Genomic DNA, 26,011 nt, shown 5'->3' with positions numbered 1-26,011 from the left:
TGTCCAAAGGGCGGTTACACCAAAGTCCTCTGCGATTAAGCCTGGAACTAAGTCGAAAATAATTAAGAAGAATGTAGCGAAAGCAACGACTCGGAGAGCTTCTACACTCAAATATTCTGCTCTTAAGTCTGAAACTAAGTCAAAAATAATTAAGAAAAATGTAGTTAAAGCAACGACTCAGAAGGCCTCTACACCAAAGTCTCCTACTATTAAGTCTCAAACAATTAGGAATAATGTAGCTCAAGCAACTGAACCACCAATTAATACGCAGCTGGTGGCGCAAACAGAAAGACAAAATCCAGTTGCAGATAGTTGGGCAAAAGGTATATGGTCTCAGGCTTCAGCCCAACAAGTACCATCTAGTAGGGTAGCAGATGGCAAGACGCAAGTGGTGGTTGATTTAAGCGATCGCCGCACTTATGTATATGCAGGAGATGAAGTGATAGCCAGCTACCCAATTGCTGTAGGTAAGAAAGGTTGGGAAACACCCACAGGTTCTTTCCAGGTGATCCATATGCGACACTATCCAATCTGGCGACACCCAATTACAGGCAAAGTATTTGAGGCTGGTACTGATAGTCCCTTGGGAGACAGATGGATTGGTTTTTGGTCAGATGGACGCAATGAAATTGGCTTTCATGGCACGCCAGATATTGACCTGGTAGGAACGGCTGTATCCCACGGCTGCTTAAGGATGCGTAATTCTGATGTCAGAATGCTTTATGAGCAAGTGAGTATAGGGACAATAGTGTTAGTGCGTAATTAAGAGTTATTGTCATTAGTCATTGGTCATTAGTTTAAGACAAATGACTAATGACCAATGACCATTAAAATTATAATTTTTGCTCAAAATTAGGTGCGTATGTTTGAAGTAAAGCACTAACTTGGCGTACAACCTCATTACCAGTGTTTTTACCCAAGGCTTGCCGTTCTGGGAAGAAATTAGGTCGATCCAGATAACGGTTAATTGCCTCACTTACTTGCTGAGAAATTAAGTCTTGCAGTTGTGCTAAAGCGGTTTGGCGTTGGAAGCTAGCACCCTCTTCTGTAGTAGCATACAAAGGTGGTAGCCGATTGAGGGCGTAAGCGGCAATATCACCGACATCGAGAGAACTTTCGCTAGTCGCTTCTATTTCTGCAACTCTGGCGATCGCTTCTGTTAGTACTAATTCTTCCATAACGTTAATGAATTGTTTGCGAGGTACCGCCACTACCTCACCAGTCAATAGCGCTCCCATCAGCCTATCCAATGCCATATACTCTTCAATTGAGAGTTCCGAGGCGTTGTCACAAATTCTACCAACTTCTGCTTCCATTGCTGGTGTCAAATAACCATCCTGGAGAGCTTGTTCTACAATTTTTTCGATACTCATAACACTTATCATCATTTATGTTAGCAAAGCTTGGTAGGGATGGTATCAATCCAATTTATTTTGCCCAATTATCAGCAAAAAAAACACAAATTATGCACAGACGCGATCCATTCCGCCTCTACTAATTAACGACCTTAGTTCGCCAAGGTGTTGGATCAACAGATTGTCCGTTGACATACAGACCCCAGTGCAAATGTGGCCCCGTGGCAGCACCAGTTGAACCAACTGCGCCAATTACTTGACCAGCTTTCACAAAATCACCTTCTTTGACGTTAATACGACTCAGGTGCATGAAAATACTGGTTACTCCTTGACCGTGGTCAATGCCAACTACGTTACCGTGTATCCGAAACCCTTGGGATACCCTACCTACCAAAGCAACTCGCCCAGGGGCTGGGGCAATTACCGGAGAACCGGCAGCACCAGCGTAGTCAAGACCACGATGATAGTAGTCCTTAGCAAATGTACCATTATAGTAGCGGCGTACACCATAGTTTGTACTCATCCGCCCTGCATTTGGCTTCAGAAATACTCCATTCCAATACTTTTGTGGTGTTTGTAGTGCTTTGAATGCTGCTACACGCTTAAGTTCGTATTCTGTGGCATCCACTCCGGCTTTGCCAGGTGGCAAAGTAATGCGTTGTACGGGGAACTTGCGATTAAGCACATTCACTGCCAAGTTTTGTACTTGACCATCTCCCGCAACCCGAAGTGTTCTAGTTCCAGGTTTTTCTAGGGGAGTTGTGGGAACAAAAGCCCGATACTGATTGGGGGCAATTTCAAATGCAGGGTATGTATTATTACCACTGGCTACTGTGGGATTTTTAGCCTTGTCTGGATTAGCTAGATTAATCTCCACCGAGAGTGTATCCCCTAATTTCGGAGTAGTTGGAGTCACCTTTACTTGTAAAGCGTCTACAGGCAATGCCAAGGTGATAGGGAGAACAGCAAATATTCCCTTTAACACATTTATTGCACGGTGATTGGCTGTCAAACTTTTGACATCAAAACCGAGCAATTTCTTGTTTGAACTACTAGCGCTATTCTCAATAATCATAGAGCTACAAAATATTCCTTGCTTGTGTTGGAAAATAGACTAGCTTATTTCTACTTGTGTTTCTTGTTTTTAGTAGATGTTGTTGAAACCCATAAATTTTGGGAAACCCTACAGAGACTTATAGACAGCAGAGGTACAGAAGTGGGATATGAGACAGAATGATTTGTAACTGTAGTTTAGGAATTGGGTATTAACTTTAATAACCAAGTTGTATTATATTGGCAATAATCTTAAAATTTAACTAGATTGATGGTAAAGACGCTTTTGTGGTTTGCATATAGGGGTCAGTTGTTAGGCAACAAAAGAAACCACTTGAGATTATAGCCATTACATAATAGTACTTGAAGGAAATCTTGGAATCAACTGGACACTTGTTCAACTGGACACTCATACTACACCGTTAATTTAAAGTTCGTGTAAGTAAATCACGCAAATTAGATGAATCAAGGGCAAAGTGTCAGAAATAACTCCATAAAACTTGGGGAAAGCTCGATTTAGTAAACTGTTGAGTATTTAATTTACACAAGCAGGGTGGGAATCTTGCCATTAGCGTCAAGTTAAGAAAAGTTCCCCGCCCCAAAATGAGGAAATAAAATCATGGTTAATTTAGTCTAAAGAGCAAGAAGTAAAGATGTCTCCACGTCTTTTCAATTCAATCCCAGTTCTTCTTTCAATGCCTCCGGCACATTAACTGCTGTCTCTAACCCCCGCACACCCTCCCACTGCTGCTTTTTGCCCCAGGTCATTTTTTCCATATTGGCATCGCTAAGGTCTGCACCACCAAGAATGGCAAAGCTGAGGTCACTGTTGCTGAGATCCGCGCCATTGAGGATGGCACCACTGAGATTACTGCCACTGAGGTTAGCACTGTTAAGGTTGGCATAACTGAAATCTGTGCCGAAAAGGATAGCGTCGGTGAGGTCAGCACCACTGAGGTCGGCTTCGCTAAGAATCACCCCACTGAGATCGGCTTCATTGAGAGTCACCCGACTTAGGTCTACGCCACTGAGGTCTGCACCTAAGAACATTGCACCGTTAAGTTTAGCATTGTTAAGTTTGGCACCATTAAGTTTGGCATAGCTGAGGTCAGCAGCGATGAGAATGGCATCACTAAGATTGGTGCTGAAAAGAATTGTGTCGCTGAGGTTAGTACCGTTGAGGATGGCATGACTCAAATCAGCACCACTGAGGTCGGCGCGGCAGAGGTCAGCATGGTTAAGGTTGACGCTGTTGAGGTTAGCTTCACTGAGATTTGCACCGAAAAGGATGGCATTACTCAGGTCAGCATGGCTAAGGTTGGTGCTGCTAAGGTCGGCGCGGCTGAGGTCGGCGCGGCTGAGGTCGGCGCGGCTGAGGTTGGTGCTGTTAAGGTCGGCGCGGTTGAGGTCGGCGCGGCTGAGGTTGGCACAGGTGAGGTTAGCACCACTAAGGTTAGTGCTGCTGAGGTCAGCACCACTGAGGTTTGCACCACTGAGGTTTGCACCACTGAGGTTTGCATCGCCGAGGTTTGCACCGCTAAGGTTTGCACCGATGAAGTTTACGCCAGTTAAGTTGGCATCGCCGAGATAAGCAAGGCTGAGATCAGCACCGCTAAAGTCTGCTCCGGTGAGGTTGGCATCGCCTAAGTAAGCACTGCGAAAGTTACCGCCTTTGAGAAATTGCCCGACTATACTGCTAAAGTTACCAATTTCTAGGGCATCGCTATAGTTGACGATCCGTAGTAGTTGGGATGTGAAAAAATTGTCTGTATCGGGTTGGGCTGATGGATAGAAGGTAATTTTTTGTTTGAGTTCGTCTTGCTCTTGGGCATAGCGGTGCAACTCTAACAGTAAAATCAGTACGTTCAGCCCTGTATATATGTCTACCTGTCTCAACCCAAGAGCAATATTTTGTGCCGCTAGCTTTAACCTTGTTTTCTGAGGTAGGTTATCATCTGGTGTCCCATCGATAAATTCTCCTTGACACCAACGACGATAAAAATCTTCTAGCCCCCAGAAAAGTACTTCTAGGCTAATTTTTTGATTAGATACAACAAATTGAATTATTTCTTGGACTATTTCTGGTTTCAGCGCTCCATTGCCCAGTAAATCATAAATCTCTGTATGCATCTGGCGATGTCGACGACGGGCTACGCCTACGTACCCTCTCATATATAACTCTGATGGTGGCGTGTCTAATGTGCGATCGCCTATCTTAGAAGTCCAGTCACTCTTTGGTATTGTCCATTTTTCTAAGCTTTCTTGCAGTCTTTGAAACCATAAATCTTCATGCAAATTATCTTGAGTAAATTTACTGCTTTTGTCTAGTTCTTTAATACTTTTTGCTAGGGGTAAAACTGCTTCAGTTTCCACAGATGTCGTCTTTGGCATCTTTTGTAACCTTACATCCCTTACATAATTTCTCAGCAGTTGCCAGACTTGAGATAAATATGTTGACATTTCCGTGTCCGTTGTTACATTTTAATTACGTTTCGATAATTTGGAACTAAAAATTTTTCTGTGCTACTTTGCTTCTCATTGCCAAAAATAAATAGTATCAATAAATACTACACGAAAAATATCATGCGTTGGGATATCTACATGGGCTATACAAATGGCGTTCTTGGATGCCGACTTCTGCCTAACCCATAGTTACCTCAAGCTTCTTCTTTTGATGCGAGTAAAGTTTCATCGGAAAAAATCTTTCAAAAATCAAGTAATTTTTCTACTTTGGCTAATTTGTTATACTTTTTTTTCGAGATATTTACTAAGCTGTCGCGCATTTAATTTGCACAACTAGGGCGGGCAAGATGCTCACCCCACAAGAGATTCACTTTTTTGAGAATGCAAATTAAAAGATTTTTAGCTTAATCTGGTGTAAAAATAATACTTACTGTTTGTAAGAGACGCAACTGTTAGGAAAAATCATCCTGTACAAGAGTGTAACAAAGGTAGAAAAATGGCAACAAAAACTGAGTCTAAAGTTTCCTGCTTCAGCTAAAGCAGCTAACATAATTGGTAAAAAGTAGGCTACATAACTTCGTAAAAGTTAAAAGTTAACTACGGTATCTTTATCGGGGAATTGATGCGATGAACAACAGATTAACCTTTTATATTATTTTGTTACATGGTTTGTTTTTAGGAATAGCAACGGCTAACGCCAAATCTCTGGCTGTGAATGGAGTTGATACAGAATTTTCAGCGAACCATAAGGCTGTGCGGGTTGTAGAAGCCGTAGTTAAAGCCGATAGTCAGTTAACGACAGAAACTTCTGCAACTAATATCTCAGGAGTATCATTAAATAATATCAATATTCGTCAGAAACAGAAGCTACCGTCAGGGCAAGTTTGGGTAGTTAATCAAAATAAACTTGCACAGCCTCAACCGTTTATTTGGATAGTAAAAGATATTAAAAAAGCATCAGAACAACCATTTTTACAAGTTGCAAAACCCCCAGAAAAACCTAAACCTACTAAAATACCAACAGCAAAGGATGAGTTACAGGCGTTTGATGAAGTAGTGAAAGGAACCCAAAAGTCAGGGGGGCTGTTCACCCTTTATCGCAATAAAGAAAAAAATAAAATTTATTTAGAAATTAAGCCAGAGCAACTTAATAAGAATTATTTAGCAACAGCAACTCTGGAATCGGGCATTGGCGAACGAGGTATCTACAGTGGTATGCCTCTGCAAGATTTTTTGTTTTATTTCCAACGCGTAGATGATAAATTAAACTTTGTTATCCGCAACGTCAATTTTCGCACTCGTGAGGGAGATCCGCAAGTGCGATCGCTAGCCCGGTCTTTTAGTGATTCTGTTCTCTACAGCATTGCCATAAAAAGCATTCATCCACAACGCAAAACTATTCTCGTAGATTTAGGCGATTTATTACTGACAGATTTAGGTGGATTAGCTGCAAGTTTAGGAGTTCCAAAAAACACAGATCATTCCTATTTCGGTACTGCTAAAGCTTTTCCTCAAAACTTAGAAATTGAGTCAGTTTTAAATTTCTCTAGTGGCGCTAGCGGCGAAAGCGAACTAGCAAACTTTGCCTCGCTAGCCGACAACCGTGGCTTTACCCTGCGTGTCCATTATAGTCTCTCCCAACTACCTGATAAAGATTATCGACCGCGCATTGCTGACGATCGCATTGGCTATTTCATCACCGCCTACCAAGATTTATCCAAAGACGATCGCGGCGATTCTTTTGTTCGCTACATAAATCGTTGGGATTTGGAAAAACAAGACCCAAAAGCATTAATTTCTCGCCCCAAAAAACCGATTGTTTTTTGGATTGATAACGCTGTGCCTTTAGAGTACCGCGATGCGATGAAAGAAGGCATCCTGATGTGGAATAAAGCCTTTCTCAAAGCGGGATTCAAGGATGCAATTGAAGTCCGCCAAATGCCGGATGATGCAACATGGGATCCAGCAGATATTCGTTACAACACAATTCGCTGGATTAATACAGTAGATGGTTATTTTGCAATGGGGCCATCCCGCGTTAACCCCTTGACTGGGGAAATTTTGAATGCAGACATTCTCGTAGATGCCAGCTTTATCCGGGCACTTAAGAGTGAGTATCGCAAAATTGTCCAACCCAGCCAAACACAAAGCCAGACTACCTTATCAGCTTTGATGCAAAATCGTCTACTTTGCGCCAATGGTTTAGATAGCAAAAACAATGCTGTACCCAAGCAGATGCAAGGGCAACAAGGGTTATTGAATAGTTTATCTAAAATGGCAGGAGAGTACGATTTATGCTATGGGATGGAAGCTGCTAACCAGTTTGCCTTTGGTTCACTGGCGATGTCTTTACTGCCAGATACAATGGCCACTCCAGATCAGGTGAAAGAATATATCAATCAATATTTACGTTTAATTATCGCTCACGAAGTTGGACATACTCTTGGCTTACGCCATAACTTCCGTGGTAGTACTCTGCTACCCCCCCAGGAGATGAATAATACAGAAATTACCAAAAAGAAAGGTTTGACAACTTCCGTAATGGACTATATTCCCCCAAATATTGCCCCTCAAGGGACAAAACAGGGAGATTATTTTCCTAGTATGGTGGGGCTTTATGATGAATGGGCGATTAAGTACGGCTACATCCCAATTCAGACATCAACCCCCATCGCCGAAAAGCCAATTTTGGAAGAAATTGCTGCACAATCCTATAAGCCAGAGTTGAGTTATTCTACAGATGAAGATGTGTATGATCTTGATCCAACAGCTAATGCTTGGGATAACAGTAGTAATGTGCTGCTTTATTCTCAGTGGCAGTTAAATAATTCGCGGGTGATGTGGGAACGTCTTGATAAGCGTTACCCATTGGCTGGTGATAGTTACAGTGATGTCAGCGAACGTTTTAGCACAGTATTGGGTAACTATTTTCAGCAAATATACTATACGACTAAATACATTGGGGGACAGTCTTTCTATCGTATTCACCCTAGCGAGATTCCCTCTGGAATTGGGCAACATCGATTACCATTTGAACCAGTACCAGTTGAAGAACAACGGCAAGCTTTAGAAACACTACAAAAATATGTGTTTGCGGAAGATGCCTTGAGCTTTTCACCAGAACTACTGAATAAGTTAGCACCTTCTCGTTGGCGACATTGGGGAAGTTCTCCGCAAGTTGGGCGTTTGGATTTTCCAATTCATGACTTGGTGCTACTTATGCAAGGTTCTGTGCTGCGAGATTTACTTTCAGGCGATCGCCTCTCTCGCCTCAAGGATATTGAACTTAAAACGAAGCCCGAAAATGCATTGTCTCTACCAGAATTATTTGACACTTTGCAGTCAGGTATTTGGACGGAGGTAATTAAACCAAAAGGTAAACCAATGAAGATTACCAGCTTACGGCGAGGCTTGCAGCGCCAATATCTGGACATTTTAACTGCTATGGTGTTGCGAAAAGAAAATGTCCCAGAAGATGCTCGGACTCTAGCTTGGTATAAACTCAAACAGTTGGATGAGAAACTCAAAGGGGTAAATTCCGAGGATGAATATACCAAAGCGCACTTACTAGAAACGCGCGATCGCATTGAGAAAGTCTTAAATGCTCCGTTGCAAGGAAATTAAAAGAATTGGAACAGACGCAGGAGTTAAGAGTAACATTCTTAACTCCTTATGTTCTGAGTTAAAGATGCAATAAAAAGACATCTAAATTAGGACTTACGCACTGTACAAATTAGTCATAGTATGCCTTCACCGAAATAGATTGTTTCAGGCTTTGACTAATTATATTTTTACCGATAACTTAACCGTGGAGTAGGGGTTTAGCAATGCTAAACCCCTACGAGAAATATGGTTTTTCCGGGATATATATTTATTGTTTTCTGTCAATGCGTAAGTCCTATAAATAATGAATAATGATAATGTATCATCATTGTAAAAAGATTTTGCAGAACATAGGGATGTGTAATTAAAACACATCGCAATACACAACTGGAATCAAACAGATAAGGAAGACTAATTTATGACCTCAACCACAACTTACACTTACGATGCTGATGGCAAAGTGATATCTGAGAGGACAGATAACAACAGTGATGGGATAATAGACTCAGTTATTACCTACCGCTATGACCTGACATCCTATAGCGTTGACAAGAACGGCGACGGCATAGTTGATTATGTCTCCACCTATACTTATGATGCCAACGGCAACGAAACATCCAATAGCCTTGACAAGAACGGCGACGGCATAGTTGATTATGTCTCCACCTATACTTATGATGCCAACGGCAACGAAACATCCAATAGCGTTGACAAGAACGGCGACGGCATAGTTGATTATGTCTCCACCTATACTTATGATGCCAACGGCAACGAAACATCCTATAGCTAGGTCAATTAATCAGCAATACCACCACAGAAGGAAATGTGGCAAAAATTACCTTAAAGGGTGGTAACTGTGCAGATGAACTCAGTGGTGGGGCTGGTAACGATAAAATTTCCGGCAAAAACGGCAATGATAAACTCTTTGGATTAGCCGGAAATGACAAACTAGTTGGTGGTAATGGTAATGACATCCTCAATGGTGGCGCTGGGCGTGATACCATCACAGGCGGTTGTGGCGCTGATAAATTTGTGTTCAGTAGTCTGAGTGATTCGCTGCTGTCTAGCTTTGATAAAATAACCGACTTGAATATTTGCGAAGATCAAATTGATGGGCTGTATGAAGTTAGCGCTGCTAAATTAGTTCAACTTGGCACTGTTGCGAGTCTAAATCTTTTGGATGTAGAACAGATATTGACTGCAACTGCTTTTGTGGCTAAAGGTGCAGCAACTTTTACCCTTGGTACAGGCAATCATCAGCAGACTTTTCTGGCACTCAATGATAATACTAATGGATTCTCTGCGCTCACAGATGCCGTGATTGAGATTAGTGGCTACAAAAACAGCTTGAATAATTTAGCAGTCATCTAAGGTTTTGGCGAAGGTATTGCAGCATTTAATGGTATTTTCGCCTTTTTAAACACCTGCTCAACAGTAAATTCCAGCCCCTCTAATAAAGAATCTGTGAGTAATTCGTCTCCCATATAAGTTTGTGGTGCTGCATCTGGATAAAAAACAGTAATACTTCTGGCTTTACTATCTACCACCCACACCCGTAGAACTTTAGCATCCAAATAGTTTTTGGCTTTAGCTGCCATTTGTCCAAAACTTTGTCCTGGTGAAATAATTTCAATCACCAAATCAGGAGGAACAGGACAAGCTTCGTTTTCATCCCAGTTGGACGGTAAACGTTCATAAGAAATGTATACAATATCTGGAATTGGCATCCAATCTCGCCCCCGGCGAGTTAATGCAATAGCCCACTCCGGGCAAACTTCTCCTTTCTCCTCGCACGATTGCTCAATCAAATTGAGAAGGACACGGGTAAGTTTTGCGTGAAAAAATTTTGGTGACATTTTAGGAATTGCTTGACCATCAACAAGTTCATAAGTTATGTCTCCTTCACCTGGTGGAAGATTTAGGAACTCTTGCAAAGTTAATTGATTTTTGGCTTGGAGTATCATGGCTCAATAATTCGTAATTCGTAATTAAAGGACAGAACAACTAGTTTTTATTCTGACTCCTGCATTCTTCTTCAAATTGTTTACATTCCCCGCAACACTTGCCGAATAATATCTGATGGCACTTCGTCGGTAACTGTAACAACACCAATCTCTGTTGGTAAAACAAATCGCACTTTTCCTGCTTTGACTTTTTTATCTAACTGCAACGCCTCAATAATGGCTTCAATATCCACCCCAGATGGTAACTGAGTCGGTAAACCTGTTTTTTGAATTAAAGCATTTTGACGTTCGGTGTCTTCTTTTTGCCACATTCCCAATTCCACGGCAATTTGACCGGCTGCTACCATCCCAATCGCCACCGCTTCACCGTGATTTACTAAACGATAACCAGTCAAACTTTCCACTGCATGACCGATGGTATGTCCATAGTTGAGAATCGCCCGTAATCCGCCTTCTTTCTCATCTTTGCTAACAACGTCAGCTTTAGCTTGACAAGAGCGCGTTAATATAGTGTTTATTAATTCAGGTTTTACATAGCGAAGTTGGTCGAGCCGTTTACTTGCTTCCAACTGGGCAAACAATTCAGCATCCCAAATTACACCGTACTTAATAACTTCTGCCATTCCTGCCCGAAATTCGCGGATAGGAAGAGTTTTCAAAACATCTGGGTCAATTAATACTAGACGCGGCTGATGGAATGCCCCAATCAAGTTTTTACCGTGAGGATGATTCACGCCAGTTTTGCCACCAATTGCCGAATCTACCATCGCTAAGAGAGTTGTAGGCACTTGCACAACATTAATGCCGCGCAGCCAGGTTGCGGCAGCAAAGCCAGTCATATCGCCAACCACACCTCCGCCCAAAGCCACCATCGTAGCAGAACGTTCTAGGCGGTTTTCTAAGGCGACATCGTAGAGTTTTTGGATGGAATTGAGGTTTTTGTAGCGTTCACCAGGAGGTAAGGTGCAGCTAGCAACTTCAAATCCAGCAGATTTCAGGGATGTAATTGCTCTTTCGCCATAATGCTTAAAAATCGTTGGATTAGAAACTAGCAGTACCTTCTTGCCTAGCTTCAAATTGGCCATCTGTTGACCGAGTTGATCTAAACTCGAAGATGCGTTAGCGTCGCTTAACGTTCGCGTAGCGTCTCGCAGAGAAGTTATGGCAATCTCATAAGACTGCTCTGGTAAATTCACATTAATTACAGAAGTCATTGCTTAACCCTAAACAAGCGCCCGTGGGCAGTATTCTATCGCAATCTGGGCATTGGGAATTGGGAATTAGCAATTGGGAAGAAGTAAAAATAAGTTGCAGGTTGCAAGTTGCAGTAACTGTTTTCCCCATGCTCCATGCCCCATGCCCAATGCCCAATCTTCAACAACTAATGATTCAATAGATTTAGGAAGTATTGTGGAGAAAAATAAATGTTTGCAATTGCAGCTTACATCGGCTTTTTAGCTTTGTTCTTTGGTTTATCAGTCGGTCTGTTGTTCGGTCTGCGGACTGCCAAGATAATTTAACTAAGACTCTTGTGGGGCGGGCATCTTGCCTGCCCTCAATTAGGGAAGGGTGAAACACCCATCCCACAAGAAGATATTTATCCGACAACAGCCGGACTTGCTACCTTCTCCTGTCTTTGGGAAGGTGGACGCATTCCTAAACCAAGTAAATTCAGCATTTCTCGATCGCTATCATAATCTGGACAGGGAGTTGTCACCGTCAACATTTTATTGTCGTCGCTGGAAAAGATAGAATTGGCTCCCGCCATAAAGCAAAAAGCTTGTTCAACTTGAGAAAGTCTAGCCCTACCAGCACTAAGACGCACATCAGAAGCTGGCATTAAAATTCTGGCTGTAGCAATCATTCGCACAATATCCCAAATGGGGACATCAGGCTGATTTTCTAAGGGTGTGCCTGGTACTTGTGAAAGAATATTAATTGGTACTGACTCTGGATGCGGATGTAACTTTGCCAGAGTTTGTAACATGCCAACCCGGTCATCAACGGTTTCGCCTAAACCAAGAATACCGCCAGAACATACGGTAACATTAGTCTGACGGACATTCTCAATTGTATTCAAGCGATCGCTATAAGTTCTCGTGGTAATAATTGTGTTGTAATATTCCTGCGAGGTATCTAAGTTATGGTTGTAGGCGTAAAGTCCCGCTTCTTCCAGTTTCCTAGCCTGATTTGCCGTCAACATACCAAGAGTGCAGCACACTTCTAAACCCATTGCAGTTACATCCTTGACCATTTCCAGGACTTCCTCAAATTGTGAGTTATCCCGGACTTCGCGCCAAGCAGCACCCATGCAGATGCGACTAACACCAGTCTCTTTAGCTTTCTGGGCAATGTTAATTACCGTTTCCTTCTCTAGGAGTGCTTCTGCTTTTACCTCTGTTTTATAGCGCGAAGATTGGGCACAGTAACTACAATCTTCTGGACAACCCCCCGTTTTAATGGATATAAGTTTACAAACTTGTATTTTTGTTGGGTCATGATATTGGCGATGCACGCTAGCAGCTTGATAAATAAGCTCTAGCAATGGCATATTGTATATCGCCTGAATCTCTAATTCCTGCCAATCGTAGCGTATTCCCACCACATCACTATCCTTCTTGTAGACTGGGTTGAATCTTGAGCTTTATTTTGGTTGAATTTCCTGCGGTACAGCGTTTGGGCAAAGCGATTTTATCGAAGTTACGCCCCGCACTGTGCTTTATCACCCATTGGCTCTCAATCCTTGCGCTCTAGATATTAGACATCAGCTTATCAAGATTTTGGTGGAATGGCAGATTAGCAGTAAAAATACTCACCCTGTCTACGGTAAAAGGCAGTGGGCAAAACAGTTCCGAGTTAGGAATTAGGCAAAAATACACGTAGTAGAGGCAATTCATGAATTGCCCCTACCCTTTAACTGCTCTGTTAAACCGGAGGTATGAGACAATTTATAAAATTTAGAGAATGTGCTGGGAATAGCTCCCGTCGATTATGATATCAGAACTGCCACTAATTACTAGCGATCGCCTATTATTACGAGCGGGGATTCATGAAGATATACCCCAAATTCTCAAATACTTTATTTATAACAAAACTTATCTTACTCCATTCTACCCTCTATGGGTTGATGGTTTTTTCACTGAAGAATATTGGCAATATCAGATAGAGAATAGTTTTCTAGAATTTTTTAATGGGCAATCATTAAAGCTATTTATTTTTACCAAAAAAAATCCTACTGTAATTATTGGAACGATCAATTTTAGTAATTTTGTCCGAGGAGCCGCTCATTTTTGCTATGTTGGATATAGCCTTGCTGAAAGTAAACAAGGTAAAGGATATATGACAGAAGGGCTAAAAGCCGCAACTGAATATCTCTTTAAAGAGTTAAATTTTCACCGAGTTATGGCTAATTATATGCCTCACAATCGGCGTAGTGGCAATGTCTTAAAAAGACTTGCTTTTGTCATTGAAGGATATGCTAGAGACTATTTGTTAATTAATGGGGAATGGGAAGATCATATTATGACAAGTCTCACAAATTCTAACTGGCAAGCACCAAAATTTTAAGCAGCTATTCTCTAACTCTGTAGAGATACTGGACTTATTTGATAACTTTAGTGTCTGTGTATTATGTTTATTTATACACAGCTAATTAACAAATTTGAGACGGAAGTTTGCAACATATAGAAATTCATAGTAAATCCATAATAAATACACAATAACTCCACAAGCAAATGCGAGAGTAATATTTGTTCACTCTCCGGCTTATCAGCCAATGGGTGTATTTTTTTAGATGATTGAGGAGTTTTTCAAAATGTCTATTAATTCTATAAAGCGCTTATCTGTATTTTCTGCTACCTTCGCTTTTGCTACCATATTGCACGGAGTAGTTTTGGCAGCACCAGTTCCCACTTCCTCTACTGCTCCAGCCTTAACAACCCAGAATAGTGCTACAGCACACCAAAAAATAAAACTCACAAGCCAACAGCGTCAACAAATCGAAGTGGCACGTCAGCAAAGAGATAAAGATATTGAGGCTCTATTAAACCCGTCCCAAGATACTAAATTTAAGGCAGCACTGCAATCACGCCAGAGAATCAGGATAGTGTTAAAAACTTTGGATTTGAATCAAGCTCAAGAAAAACAGGTTCAATCAATTTTGCAAGCGTATAACCAGCAAGTAAAACAAATTCTCTCTTCACAGGCATCGCAACCAACATCAAACTCTGTAGGTATTACTCAACCACCATCACAACCAATTAAAAAGTAAAAAACCTAGTTTTATTTAATTAAGGTTAAGTTTCTGAAGACTGGCGGATTTGATGCAAATTTCGGTTAAGCCAGTCTTCATACCAATCATAAAAACTCAAAGGCTGCTCCTCATCGTTATTTGGATGTAAATCATCAGTATCAGTGTCATGGAAAACATGACAAAAAATCAAAGAAGCAGGATATATCCCATTATCATTAGTCCAGTCATCTATCCAAATTTTTCCTGACTGCTCCCCAGTAATAACTAACATGCCATAAATTCCACAACCATAATTTGTAATGGGGAGAGTACCTTGAATAACTTCTCATCGAAGTATGTATCATTGTTATTGTTGGTAACAAAATCTGTATTATTCTTGACAATCAAATCCAAATCATTCAATGGTTCTGTTAAAGAAAAAAGTTTAGAGAGAATTTCATAGTTCTCTTGGTATAGTTTTTCTGGGATAACATCTTCATATTCAATCACCGATAATTCATCTCCTGGCCCCGCACCACCATTGCCAATTTGTGATAGAAAATTTTTATATTCACTTGGTAGGGTAATATTGTATCTAGACTCAAATACTTGAATATCTTTATGACTCAAGCAAGGTTTTAATTGATACTGGTGTAATTCTGAACCAAAAACCTCAAATGTAGCGTCTAAAATAGTTAATTGAGTTAATTTTTTCTGCAACTGCAAAACTTTATTCATTATCCGCTCTAGATTTTGATGGTGGGCTGCCATATTTTAGATATGAGTTGCTTTTTGCATCTATGCTGATGCTGAAGCCAGAGGTAGTATTAAGGGAAGAATGAATTAAGCTTTGCTCGTAATGACTCTGGCTGAAACCCCAAACTACAAAAATTCTAGCAATCCTTTTCTCTCCCTCAACTACGAAAGCGCCTTAGAATCTCTAGGCGATGACTACTACGATGAGGTTGCAGCAGAGGAATTTCCCCAACACCTCTTGCGCTGGCGTAACGATGCAGTATTACCTCTTTTAGGTTTAGACCCCCAAGCAGTCAAAGACGAAGATTTCATCACAGCTTTTGGCCGGTTTCAGGGGCGCAAACCCTTGTTAGCACTACGTTACCACGGCTATCAATTTGGTGAATATAACAGACAGTTGGGTGATGGTAGAGGCTTTCTCTATGGGCAAGTCCGCGCCACTGATGGCGAATTGTACGATTTTGGCACAAAAGGTTCTGGGAGAACGCCCTACTCCCGTGGTGGCGATGGTATGCTCACGCTTAAAGGTGGGGTGCGGGAAGTTCTGGCTGCGGAAGCACTACACCACTTGGGTGTACGAACCTCGCGCTGTTTGAGCTTGATTGAAACAGGTTTACCTCTGTGGCGAGGCGATGAACCTTCACCTACCCGCTCATCTGTGATGATTAGAATGAGCAGTTCTCATATTCGGTTTGGTACTTTTGAGCGACTGCATTATTTCCAGCGTCCAGATTTAACTAAGAAGTTATTAGACCACGTAATTGAGCAGTATTATCAACACTTAAGTAGTGAAGAAGATAAATATGTTCTGTTTTACGCCGAATTAGTTAAACGGGTTGCAGAACTAGTAGCGCAGTGGATGGCGGTGGGCTTTTGTCATGCAGTCCTAAATACTGACAATATGTCGATTACTGGAGAGAGTTTTGACTATGGCCCTTATGCGTTTATCCCGACTTATAACCCATCCTTTATAGCTGCATATTTTGACTATTCTGGACGTTATTGTTACGGGAATCAACCAAGTATTTGCCACTTGAATTTACAAATGCTCCAAGAACCTTTAAAGGCAATTATTAATAAAGGCGAAATGGAAGCTGGATTAGAAAGGTTTGATGAGTATTATGAGGCTGAATACAGTTCTTTGATGTTGAAAAAGTTAGGTTTTGAGACTTTGCCGCATCCAGAAGCATTGGAACTATTGAATCTAACGATTGAATTTTTGAAAGAGAGTCAGGTTGATTATCATCAATTCTTTTATGAGATGGCTCGGACTTTTTCATCTAAATGGCGAGATGAACCAGGTTTTGTGATGAATAGTTCAGATATTGTTCCAGTACCGGGTGCTTCAGGAATTTTTGATGATTGGTGCATATTGTACCATAAAATTTTGAACAATTTGGATAACGAGAACACCGATGTAATTGCTCAGACTCTAGCTGTTCATAATCCAAAAACGGCATTATTAAGACCTGTGATTGAGTCTATTTGGGAAGCAATTGCTCAAGAGGATAATTGGCAACCTTTTTATGAGTTAATCAAGGCAATTAAGTCTAGGAAATAGTAAAATTAGAACTATTTTCTTTTTCATAGAGACAGACTGTTGACACGACGAATAATTTAATAAGAGACGTTGTAATGCAACGTCTCTAGGACGCACTTACGCACGATATGGGGAGTAACTAACCACAGAGGCGCAGAGAACACGGAGAGGGGAGTATCAAATTCTGATGTCGTTAGGGCGTGGATTGCAGAATTAAGAAAGCCTAAAAAGACTATATCTGATTAGATTTGAATATACTTTGAGTAAAGTTTTTCAATACCTTCGAGGAAGGTTTTCCAAGGCTCAACTAAAAAACTTCTCCACACATCTAACAAATATTTCCACACCCATTCCCAATGCCGTCTCGTCAAAATCAAATCGGGGATGATGATGAGGATAGGCCAAATCTTTCTCTGGATTGGCAGAACCTAAAAAGAAATAGCAACCAGGAATCTCTTGCAAGAAAAATGACATATCCTCAGCAGCCATAGTTTGGCATTCTGGCACAATTCCCAACGGCGTTTCTACCACTTCTTCTGCTACAGTCCGCACCAATTCTGCTATCTTAATATCATTAATTACTGGTGGATAAAGTGACCAGTATTCTAAGTCATAACTCGCACCATGACTTTGACAAATTCCAGCAATAATCTGCTCGACACGCTGGTTAAAAAAGCCTTTCAAACTAGGATTAAAATATCTGACAGTAGCACTTATTCTCGCTGTATCAGCAATCACATTCCGCTTGGTTCCAGCATGAAGTTCGCCTACCGTTACCACAGCTGAATCAATAGGATTCACATTCCGAGCGACAATGGTTTGCAGAGCATTTACAATTTGGGCAGCAACTACTACGGAGTCAACAGTTTGATGGGGTAGTGCGCCGTGTCCACCTTTGCCCAAAATTGTACAGTTAAAGCACTCCACAGCAGCCATCAACGCCCCAGCCCGGACACCCACTGTTCCCAAGGGTAAGTTATTCCACAAGTGCAAACCAATAATTGCGTCAACATCAGGATTTTTCAGAACTCCAGCTTCGATCATCGGCTTTGCGCCTCCTGGTGATTCTTCTGCTGGCTGAAAGATAATTTTGACGATACCGGAGAAGTCTTGACGATGCTGCTGAAGATAGTAAGCTGTACCTAATGCGATCGCAGTATGTCCATCATGTCCACAAGCGTGCATCACTCCATCATGCTGCGATTTGTAGGAGACTTCGTTAAGTTCTTGGATTGGCAAAGCATCCATATCTGCCCGAATCGCTAAAACTTTCTCTGTGCCTAGTTTGTTACCCTTAATAATGGCAACAATACCAGTGTGAGCAATACCAGTTTGATGCTCAATTCCCCATTTTTGCAGCTTTTGTGATACAAACTCAGCCGTCAGTTTTTCTTGAAAACCCAACTCTGGTTGTTGATGCAATCGCCGCCGCCACTCTACTAATTGCGGTTGCAATGAGCGAATTGCCAGTCGGATGCGAGATAGATCGACAGAAGATGAATTTGGGAAGGTAGAAACCATTATGAAGACAAGCTAGTTTAAGTACAGCTAACTTAGTTTATCGTAGGTAATGGCGAAGAATCATCATCAGAATCTTCTTAACCAGTTAGTAGGACTAACAAGGAATTATGCCTAAATATGTACTCTGGGGAACTTACTGCGAAGACGTTCTCGAAAAACGTACCCCCCACCGTCAAGCTCATTTAGACGGATTAGCAAAACAGAAAGAATCCGGTGTGCTGATTACCATTGGCCCCACCAAGGATGTTACAAAAGTTTTTGGGATTTACGAAGCCGAAGACGAAGCCACTGTGCGCCAGTTGATTGAAAATGATCCCTACTGGAAAAATGGCATCTGGACTGAATATTCTGTCAAAGAATGGATTGAAGCTTTTTAAATGGGGCATGGGGCATTGGGTATTGATTATAATTCCCAATTCCCAATTCCCAATTCCCAATTCCCAATTCCTAATTTATGAAAATTTGGCAGGTTGATTTTTATCGTCGTCCCTCACAAGATGCATCGGGACAAATTTTATGGGAGTTGTTGATTTGTGATGCAACTCGTAGCTTTGAGTATGAAGCTACCTGTCTTCAGTCAGCAGCAAATTCGAGTTGGGTTGCAGATCAACTTGAGTTAGCTGCTGGTGAAAAATTGCCAGATGCGATCCAGGTGTTTCGTCCTCAGTCTCTAAGCTTAATTGAGGCGGCGGGACGCAATTTAAGTATAAATGTCGAACCTACCCGCCATACTTCGGCGTTGAAACAGTGGTTACAAGAAAAGCAATATCCCTCAACACTGGATAAACCACCCCCAGTACCATTACCAGAGAACCTTTGGGGAGAACAATGGCGTTTTGCGACTCTAGCTGCTAGTGATGTAGAAACAAGATTTAGCGATCGCCCCATTCCCATTTTGCACATCCCAGAACATCTTAAACCGATCAATTTGGGTTTAGCGTCAACAGTGCCTGTCCCTGGTGTGATAATTTACGGTGGACGGCAATCAATGCGCCTAGCACGGTGGTTACAGCAAGCCCGTTCTGTGGCGTTAAACTACATTTCTGGCGCACCAGACGGCTTAGTATTAGAAGCTGGCTTAGTAGATAGGTGGATTGTTGCCACTTTTGAAGATTCAGAAGTTACAACAGCAGCCCAAACATATCAACAACGAAAAAAGCATTGCCGAGGATTACATTTTTTGTTAGTGCAACCAGATGATTCCGGGATGACTTATAGCGGCTTTTGGTTATTACAGGCAGAAGATTGATATTAATTGCCAAAATCTTCTTCTGTTTATTCCCGCAGCTTTAGAGGTTGTTTAAAAAGTAATTAGCTGTGTGACTTTAATCGAATTATTACCTTAATCCCCCCTTATAAAGGTGGGAAATAAGAAAATCTAGTTCCCTCCCCTTTATAAGGGGAGGGTTAGGGTGGGGTAAAGAAATATTTAGATACATCAATCATGACTTTTAAAACATCCTCTAAGAGGTTGTTTTAAAAGTATTTCGCTATGATTTTAGGCACTTTTAGATCCCCCCTAACCCCCCTTTTTAAGGGGGGAACCGGAATCAAAGTCTCCCAATTTATCGGGAGATTTAGAGGGATATAAGACTTTTTATACCAGCAAAAGGACTTTTCAAACATCCTCTAAGGTTCGCCCTTGATCGTGACTATAAAGCCCTCGGACATTCTCAAAAATAAAAGCTTGTGGTTTATAAGTATCGAGTAATCTTGTTATTTCAAAAAATAGCGTGCCTCGTATATCGAGAAATCCTTCTTTTTTGCCAGCATGAGAAAAAGACTGGCAAGGAAATCCAGCTAATAAAAATTCATGTTCTGGTAGTTTATCAATTAATCGAATGTCACCTAATGCTTTTTGAGCAAAGTTTTTTTCATAAACTAATTGAGCATCTGAATTGATTTCGCTGCTGAAAACACATTTACTTTCTATATTTAAAGAATCAGTCGCCTGTTCAAAAGCTAATCTAATTCCTCCTATTCCTGAAAATAAATCTACAAACCGAATTTTACGCATAGATAATAAGTTACTTTTATCCCAAGTTTTAATATATAGCAATTTTAAATCATTGGTGAAAAGTTAGATCCCCGACTTCTTAAAGAAATCGGGGATCTGGATACCGTTAATTTCCACAAATAATATAGTATTGTTATATTATTTAAAGCAATGCCCACCCTACTAACTTGGTTCTCACCACTGTCCTGAATTATCTTCTTGTTGCAAACCTATCAACTGTCGCCGCTTCCAAGCATAGTGAAGAATATTAATTCCAAGTTCCTGGGCTGTACGAATAGTCAATCTAGGTAAACTCAAATCTCTATCCAATCCCCAAGCTGTTGCTAAATCTCCAATCGCTAAAATAATTCCGCCACCGATTAACATTTTAATTTGTTGTTGATTAACCATTGGCAAGGCAGCAAATAAGAAAGGTTTTGTCCTTAAAGGATGACTCCGTTGCAATTCTTCTAAAGGTCTTAAAGGACTTTCTAACTGTTGTGCTAATGCTTGAGTACTCTCAATTAAAGCATTAGCATTTGTTGGTGCATCAACCAGAAGTACGCCGCCTAAATTTAAGTAATTTTTAAGGGATTCAAATTCGAGGCTATTTAAAGAAATTGCCTGTCCACCTGTTAGATAAAGTAGATCGTAATCTTGAATATTTTCTCCTAAAGAAACCTGTCCTGGTTCATCAGCCCCTCGCAAACTGGGATATAGGGGTTCTACTGCTTGTAACAAATACGAAAGACTGAAAAAATTACGCGCACATTCAGGATCGCTATGAGTCGCCTGTGCCATACAGACAAGTGCTTGAGGACGCATTTGCGCCTGACGGCGATAACGCAAATCAATATTGTTATATCCAGGGAAGAAAGCATCCGCAGGTTGGGTGATTTCAGTATTTCCTGGTTGCAGAAGTATGCGGCATATTTCTATTTCTGAACTGATTGGTATGGAGTTTATTTGGTCAATTCGATAGGTTTCTTGAACAATATCTTTTTGCTGTCCGCGTCGCAGTTCATCAGGGTCTACATAGCTAACTACTAAGTAGATCATTAGTGGTTCAGAACTTACTACTTCTATATCAATAGGAAAGTCATAAGAAGTCGGTACAATAATTAGATTACCTGCTAAATCAATTGCAATACCAGGTTGAATTTGCACCCAACGCCCATCTCGATATCTAGCTTCTACTTGGCTTGGGGCTGTCACATCTCGAACGCCTAAACCACAGACAATTCCTGGTTGATTTAAACTTTGATATTGAGCATTTTGGCGATTCCGGTGATAATCATGGGCTGTGCGCCAGCGTTCTGCATTGATTAGTAACCCGTCTGCTGCTTGCAGGCGTTCCAAGGATTTGATTGGTGGGGGTGGGAAAGGATGGGACATAGCGATTTTGGATTTTGGATTAAAAGTCTATTTTAGGAGTTTTAAATAGTACTACCTATTCAAGATGTAGGGTGTGTTATGCCAAAGACTAACGCACCTTTAATTATCGATGGTGCGTTACGCTAAAGCGACAACACACCCTACAATTTAAAATTATTTAATTAGAAGGATTTTCAATAGATAATTCGTATGTGCAGAAAGCAGGTTTTTCTTGTTCTATGATTCTTTGGATAAGTTGCTCGTTAATGATGCCACTAGAAATATTTGAACGCAAACGTACTATAAAATGATATGGTTGACCACCTGCTAAAACTGCATTTCCTAATTGGGCATCTCCGATGATGAAACTTGGGCCGAAAGGTTCTGTGAGACTGATATGTTTATCAGCTTCATTAGGTAAATCTTCGTCGAGTGGTAAACCAGTATAGAGATGTAAATAGAGACGCAATCCTTTACGAGTTCCCCGCCAACGATAAAGTTCTACAGCCCGACGAATTAAACGCCGTTGTTGCTGGAGATCCCAAACTGAATCTACTTGCCAAGCAACCCAATGAGCCATAAAAGGTAGTAATGCTTGTGGTGCTGTCAAAGGATCGAGGTTTGCCCACATGACATTGTAACTATCAACTATTGGTTGAAAAGCTTGCTCAAATATCTTCATGAAGCGACCAATAAAGTCTACTTCTCGATACAAAATTGGCAAGAATTCCATGTAGGCGGTATAGGGACGAATATATAAATCGAAATACTCGCTTCTCTCGATTTGTTCGTTGTCAGTGCCTTGGTCTATATGTAAAGTAACTAGGCTGCGAAAATTGAGAGTTAATTTGTCTTTTTTTCCTGGAGAAATTGCTTCTTGGTCTTCAAAAAATGTGTCGGGAATTGAGAAGTATAGAACAGCATCCATTTGTCCACGAGGCGGTATTTCACTACCTTCTGTGCCAATTTGACACCACTGGGATGGAAAGTTTCCATCAACGCTTAAGCTTACCCGCAAAGGACGTTGTTCTAAGTTTTGCACCTGCACAATCATCTCGCTGGGATGTCCAGGATGCAAAAGTAAAGTACGTCCACCTATATCAATATCCGCATTTGTAAATCCTAAACCCGCCACAGGTAGAGCTTCGGGTATTTGCATTGGCGTTAATTGAATGCTTACAGCCGGACTAGAGCGACTTTGAACCATAGGATTGGGGATTGGGGACTGGGGATTGGGGATTGGGAATTGGGGATTGGGGATTGGAAATTGGGGATTGGGAATTGGGGAGAGAACAACTACTGACAAATGACCAATAACCAATTAAGAATTACGAATTATTTGAATGTCGTGATTTGAACGTAGATTGGTATCAGCCCAAGAACATATTAAACCTTCCGATCCTGGGTCAATTAGTTGTTCTGGTGATGGTTGTCGTCGCCAATTTTCTCCTTGCTTGCGGATGGGAAACAGCAGGACGGGGCCTAAATGACGCACGCCTGGGGTCTGTTGTAGTAATGCGACAATATCTGATGTATAAACGGGTCGCCCAAATGGCCAACCTTTGCCGTCCATTCCTCCAGTTAATGGATTTAAATATTTATACAGTAATACCCTTAAATTCCGACGAATTTCTTCGCTGGCAAAAGGGTTGTTGTATGCTGGCTCTAAAGCAATTTCTGTCTGCACAGAAACACCTACGTAATTCGGCTCTTGTAATTCTATTTGTACCCCTAATAAGCGTCTTTCATCTAAGTAACTCAAAATTTGCTCTTGCAGTGCATTACTCAGATTAAACTCTTCTGGTGTTATGCCATTACCTTGCGCGATCGCATCTGTATTTGCGAATGGAACTACAAGTAAACTAACTATACCAGCTTGTCTACGAGAATTTGCTGGCAAACACCGGACGCGCGCGATCGCACCAGCACCCGCCTGTTGAGTCAAAACTTCAAAATCTTCAGCAGTGACGGCGCGATCGCGTGTGCGGAGGATGCGGGGAGCCTTCATCACAGCCTGCTCCAGCGATTCGGCATCCGCCCCATTGATTGCAGGTACGCGATTGACCACACTAGTAATGTATGGATACGCAGACTTCAAAAACTGGATTGCCCCAGTTTGCACATTACCTTCTCTCCCGCCACCTGTACGATAAGCAACCACTTTAATCTCTGCACCACGAGGAGGAATTGCCCCATATTGGTGTTCCGACTGGTTATTTTCTAGAACTTGTACAGATGTGCTATCTAGCGATGGTTCTTGAATCCGCGAGCGCATCTGGGTATGCTGTTTAAGTTGGCTAGGTTCCCGAATCAGCGGCCCAAACTGGATTGTACCAGTGATCGAATCGATGGTGTAATGAAAGTTATGTGGCCCAGAATCAGCAAAATCTCTCACCTCAGTCCACTTTTGAGGCAAACCACCACTGGGAGTAACTAAAATATATTCATTTTCTCGGCGTTCTAAAATTGGTGCTGTTTGTAACTGGAAACTCTGACCGGGTGTACCATCACTAATTCCCAATCGCTCATCTAAAATCAGCGTACTGTGACTAGCTCTAACAGTACCGCCAATTGACCGCGCTGCTAAACCAATAATTCTTGGCGGACGATTGTAACCAGATTCATTGGCTTCTGTACTAATAAAGCTACAGCGCAACCAGCGACCTCGGTAAGAAGTAAAATTAGCCACAGGCCAAATTTGAGGTAAATGCAAACGTACCTCTGCACCTTGAGACGGGTTTCCACCCTGTTGGGCGATTTCATAAAAACTGAAACCGCGAGTTTTATCATCCGACTCTTGCAATAAAACTGGTTGCCAATTTTCCCCATCCCAGGCTTCCCACTTGCGGGGTGGTTGATTGGGGTTAATCCCCGCAGGGGTAGCCGCAGCCCCTTGGAAAATAATTTCTAAAACATTAGCGTCTAAAGGATCGTCAGAATTAATTGCTAAATAAAAACAGTTACCAGGCTGGGGTTCCTCTTCAAATATCGCTTGTTCATTACCTGTCCAGAAACCGTTAGATTGACGAGTCCATGAAGTTGTGACTCTTTCGCGCAGAGATTGGGGAATATCTTCAATAGTTTGGGCAGTTAAGAAATGTTGAATGCGGGGGTTGCCGATAATTAGAGGAGAATCTGTGCTGAATGTAATAGCTTCTGTAGTTTCAGTGCGGATAGTTGAGGCTTCTAATCCGGCTGGAATAGTGTAGGCTTCAGGTAGTGCAGCGCTTAAATAAAAAGTTAATTCCGTGCGGGCTGGGGCGGGTGGCTGGAGGCGAATACCGAGTAATTCTAGGAAAGCGACATAATTTTTTCGAGGTACTTGGTTGAATCTGAGCAACATTTGGTCAGTTAACCAAGCAAATAACTCAATTAGCGTAATTCCAGGATCGCTGAGATTGTGGTCTGTCCATTCTGGACAGTAGCGAGGAATACGCATAATACATTCTTCCACCAAATCATCGAAAGCGCGATCGTCTAAGTTGGAAGAAGGTAATTTCGGTAAAAAATCAAAGTTCACGATTCCTCCCCAGCTGAAACCAAATAATAAGGATAAACAAAACTATAAATATCGGGACTGTCTTTAAGTCGATAATTGATGATGATGTCCACTCTGCCACGCATAGGGTCAGGATCGGTGACAACTTCATCGATAATAATGCGTGGTTCCCAAACTTCTAAAGCTTCCAAAACATAAAGACGGATTCGCAGTAAGGTTTCGCTATTTAAAGGTGCAAACGCCAGTTCTGATAAGCGCGAACCAAAGGTAGGTCGATAAACTCGCTCACCTACTCCCGTACGGAGGATAATCCAAATAGATTCTTTAACTTTTTGATCTTCACGGCTAAGTTGTATCCCACCTTGCACGCTTAAATGCAGTGGATAAGCCCAACCTGTTCCCAAATAGGCTCGTTCACGACCATAAACCATATCTGGCACTTAGACAGTTGTTACATGGATATCTTCAAAGATATCGGCACAGAGGGTTTAAGCCTATTCGCCAAAGGTCGAGGATGAGGAGGCGAGGGGCAGGGGGGCAGGGGGGCAGGGGAATAAATTAAGCTTCGTTAATGAGTCTTTGAACTCCGTTAATGAACCTCAGAGCTTCGTTAATGAGTCTTTGAACTCCGTTAATGAACCTCAGAGCTTCATTAA

Annotated in this window: 24 protein-coding genes; 10 read left to right on the top strand and 14 right to left on the bottom strand. The window is 41.6% G+C overall.

The window, feature by feature from the left end; all coding sequences use genetic code 11:
- Positions 1–145: 145 nt before the first annotated feature.
- Positions 146–766 (top strand): L,D-transpeptidase, encoded by a 621-nt coding sequence (locus tag V7K38_RS19585; RefSeq protein ID WP_334860072.1) that lies wholly within the window; start codon positions 146–148, stop codon positions 764–766.
- 67 nt (positions 767–833) lie between these two features.
- Here the strand turns inward: V7K38_RS19585 and V7K38_RS19580 are convergent, their stop codons facing one another.
- The 3 genes from V7K38_RS19580 to V7K38_RS19570 all read right to left on the bottom strand — a co-directional run bounded on the left by V7K38_RS19580 (position 834) and on the right by V7K38_RS19570 (position 4,868).
- Positions 834–1,373, bottom strand: a complete 540-nt coding sequence (locus V7K38_RS19580; RefSeq protein WP_094331309.1) for a late competence development ComFB family protein — start codon at positions 1,371–1,373, stop codon at positions 834–836.
- 121 nt (positions 1,374–1,494) lie between these two features.
- Complete coding sequence (locus V7K38_RS19575; RefSeq protein ID WP_334860059.1) at positions 1,495–2,430, bottom strand: M23 family metallopeptidase; 936 nt, start codon at positions 2,428–2,430, stop codon at positions 1,495–1,497.
- A 647-nt stretch (positions 2,431–3,077) separates the two neighbouring features.
- Positions 3,078–4,868 carry a pentapeptide repeat-containing protein gene (locus V7K38_RS19570; RefSeq protein ID WP_334860058.1) on the bottom strand — a complete coding sequence of 597 codons (1,791 nt, stop codon included), beginning with the start codon at positions 4,866–4,868 and terminating at the stop codon, positions 3,078–3,080.
- Between the two features lie 630 nt (positions 4,869–5,498).
- On the opposite strand from V7K38_RS19570, the gene V7K38_RS19565 reads away from it, so the two are divergent.
- The 3 genes from V7K38_RS19565 (at position 5,499) to V7K38_RS19555 (ending at position 9,845) form a co-directional block, all read left to right on the top strand.
- Positions 5,499–8,495 (top strand): zinc-dependent metalloprotease, encoded by a 2,997-nt coding sequence (locus tag V7K38_RS19565; RefSeq protein ID WP_334860057.1) that lies wholly within the window; start codon positions 5,499–5,501, stop codon positions 8,493–8,495.
- 397 nt (positions 8,496–8,892) lie between these two features.
- Positions 8,893–9,264, top strand: coding sequence for a hypothetical protein (locus V7K38_RS19560; RefSeq protein ID WP_334860056.1), 372 nt, complete (start codon positions 8,893–8,895; stop codon positions 9,262–9,264).
- 35 nt (positions 9,265–9,299) lie between these two features.
- Entirely contained in the window at positions 9,300–9,845 is a 546-nt protein-coding gene (locus V7K38_RS19555) for a calcium-binding protein (protein ID WP_334860055.1), read from the top strand.
- Here V7K38_RS19555 and V7K38_RS19550 read toward each other — a convergent pair.
- Together V7K38_RS19550 and aroB are read right to left on the bottom strand one after the other, a co-directional pair.
- Positions 9,842–10,438 carry a Uma2 family endonuclease gene (locus V7K38_RS19550; protein ID WP_334860054.1) on the bottom strand — a complete coding sequence of 199 codons (597 nt, stop codon included), beginning with the start codon at positions 10,436–10,438 and terminating at the stop codon, positions 9,842–9,844. The two genes, V7K38_RS19555 and V7K38_RS19550, sit on opposite strands and share 4 nt — an antisense overlap.
- Before the next feature lie 80 nt (positions 10,439–10,518).
- Positions 10,519–11,652 (bottom strand): 3-dehydroquinate synthase, encoded by a 1,134-nt coding sequence (aroB, locus tag V7K38_RS19545; RefSeq protein WP_334860053.1) that lies wholly within the window; start codon positions 11,650–11,652, stop codon positions 10,519–10,521.
- Positions 11,653–11,862: 210 nt separating this feature from the next.
- On the opposite strand from aroB, the gene petL reads away from it, so the two are divergent.
- Positions 11,863–11,958, top strand: coding sequence for a cytochrome b6-f complex subunit PetL (gene petL, locus V7K38_RS19540; RefSeq protein ID WP_094332720.1), 96 nt, complete (start codon positions 11,863–11,865; stop codon positions 11,956–11,958).
- Positions 11,959–12,035: 77 nt separating this feature from the next.
- Here petL and bioB read toward each other — a convergent pair whose 3' ends face one another.
- On the bottom strand, positions 12,036–13,043 hold the full coding sequence (gene bioB / locus V7K38_RS19535; protein ID WP_334860052.1) for a biotin synthase BioB: 1,008 nt from the start codon (positions 13,041–13,043) through the stop codon (positions 12,036–12,038).
- Positions 13,044–13,429: 386 nt separating this feature from the next.
- Between bioB and V7K38_RS19530 the strand changes: the two genes are divergently transcribed.
- On the top strand, positions 13,430–14,005 hold the full coding sequence (locus tag V7K38_RS19530) for a GNAT family N-acetyltransferase (protein WP_334860051.1): 576 nt from the start codon (positions 13,430–13,432) through the stop codon (positions 14,003–14,005).
- Positions 14,006–14,252: 247 nt separating this feature from the next.
- Positions 14,253–14,708: a hypothetical protein gene (locus tag V7K38_RS19525; RefSeq protein ID WP_334860049.1), complete on the top strand. Its 456-nt coding sequence runs from the start codon at positions 14,253–14,255 to the stop codon at positions 14,706–14,708.
- A 25-nt stretch (positions 14,709–14,733) separates the two neighbouring features.
- Here the strand turns inward: V7K38_RS19525 and V7K38_RS19520 are convergent, their stop codons facing one another.
- Positions 14,734–14,961 (bottom strand): hypothetical protein, encoded by a 228-nt coding sequence (locus V7K38_RS19520; RefSeq protein WP_334860048.1) that lies wholly within the window; start codon positions 14,959–14,961, stop codon positions 14,734–14,736.
- A complete protein-coding gene (locus tag V7K38_RS19515) occupies positions 14,955–15,440 on the bottom strand; it encodes an SMI1/KNR4 family protein (protein ID WP_334860047.1) in 486 nt (161 codons plus the stop codon). The genes V7K38_RS19520 and V7K38_RS19515 overlap by 7 nt, the downstream gene beginning before the upstream one ends.
- A gap of 88 nt (positions 15,441–15,528) precedes the next feature.
- Between V7K38_RS19515 and V7K38_RS19510 the strand changes: the two genes are divergently transcribed.
- Positions 15,529–16,986, top strand: coding sequence for a protein adenylyltransferase SelO (locus V7K38_RS19510; protein ID WP_334860046.1), 1,458 nt, complete (start codon positions 15,529–15,531; stop codon positions 16,984–16,986).
- Between the two features lie 282 nt (positions 16,987–17,268).
- Here the strand turns inward: V7K38_RS19510 and V7K38_RS19505 are convergent, their stop codons facing one another.
- On the bottom strand, positions 17,269–18,486 hold the full coding sequence (locus V7K38_RS19505) for a M20 family metallopeptidase (RefSeq protein WP_334860045.1): 1,218 nt from the start codon (positions 18,484–18,486) through the stop codon (positions 17,269–17,271).
- A 107-nt stretch (positions 18,487–18,593) separates the two neighbouring features.
- On the opposite strand from V7K38_RS19505, the gene V7K38_RS19500 reads away from it, so the two are divergent.
- Positions 18,594–18,863, top strand: a complete 270-nt coding sequence (locus V7K38_RS19500) for a YciI family protein (protein ID WP_334860044.1) — start codon at positions 18,594–18,596, stop codon at positions 18,861–18,863.
- Positions 18,864–18,940: 77 nt separating this feature from the next.
- Positions 18,941–19,735: a Tab2/Atab2 family RNA-binding protein gene (locus V7K38_RS19495; protein ID WP_334860043.1), complete on the top strand. Its 795-nt coding sequence runs from the start codon at positions 18,941–18,943 to the stop codon at positions 19,733–19,735.
- A gap of 369 nt (positions 19,736–20,104) precedes the next feature.
- Here V7K38_RS19495 and dcm read toward each other — a convergent pair whose 3' ends face one another.
- The 5 genes from dcm to V7K38_RS19470 all read right to left on the bottom strand — a co-directional run bounded on the left by dcm (position 20,105) and on the right by V7K38_RS19470 (position 25,786).
- Entirely contained in the window at positions 20,105–20,503 is a 399-nt protein-coding gene (gene dcm, locus V7K38_RS19490) for a DNA (cytosine-5-)-methyltransferase (RefSeq protein WP_334860042.1), read from the bottom strand.
- A gap of 174 nt (positions 20,504–20,677) precedes the next feature.
- Positions 20,678–21,877 (bottom strand): DUF4159 domain-containing protein, encoded by a 1,200-nt coding sequence (locus V7K38_RS19485; RefSeq protein ID WP_334860041.1) that lies wholly within the window; start codon positions 21,875–21,877, stop codon positions 20,678–20,680.
- A gap of 157 nt (positions 21,878–22,034) precedes the next feature.
- Positions 22,035–23,063 (bottom strand): phage tail protein, encoded by a 1,029-nt coding sequence (locus V7K38_RS19480; protein WP_334860040.1) that lies wholly within the window; start codon positions 23,061–23,063, stop codon positions 22,035–22,037.
- 114 nt (positions 23,064–23,177) lie between these two features.
- Positions 23,178–25,376, bottom strand: a complete 2,199-nt coding sequence (locus V7K38_RS19475) for a putative baseplate assembly protein (RefSeq protein WP_334860039.1) — start codon at positions 25,374–25,376, stop codon at positions 23,178–23,180.
- Positions 25,373–25,786, bottom strand: a complete 414-nt coding sequence (locus V7K38_RS19470; protein ID WP_334860038.1) for a GPW/gp25 family protein — start codon at positions 25,784–25,786, stop codon at positions 25,373–25,375. Before V7K38_RS19470 ends, V7K38_RS19475 begins: the two co-directional genes overlap by 4 nt.
- Between the last annotated feature and the right edge of the window lie 225 nt (positions 25,787–26,011).

Source organism: Nostoc sp. (genome assembly GCF_036917465.1).
Lineage (GTDB): Bacteria > Cyanobacteriota > Cyanobacteriia > Cyanobacteriales > Nostocaceae > Nostoc.
Note: the sequence above shows the minus strand (reverse complement) of the source record. Positions and strands in the feature narration are given on the sequence as shown.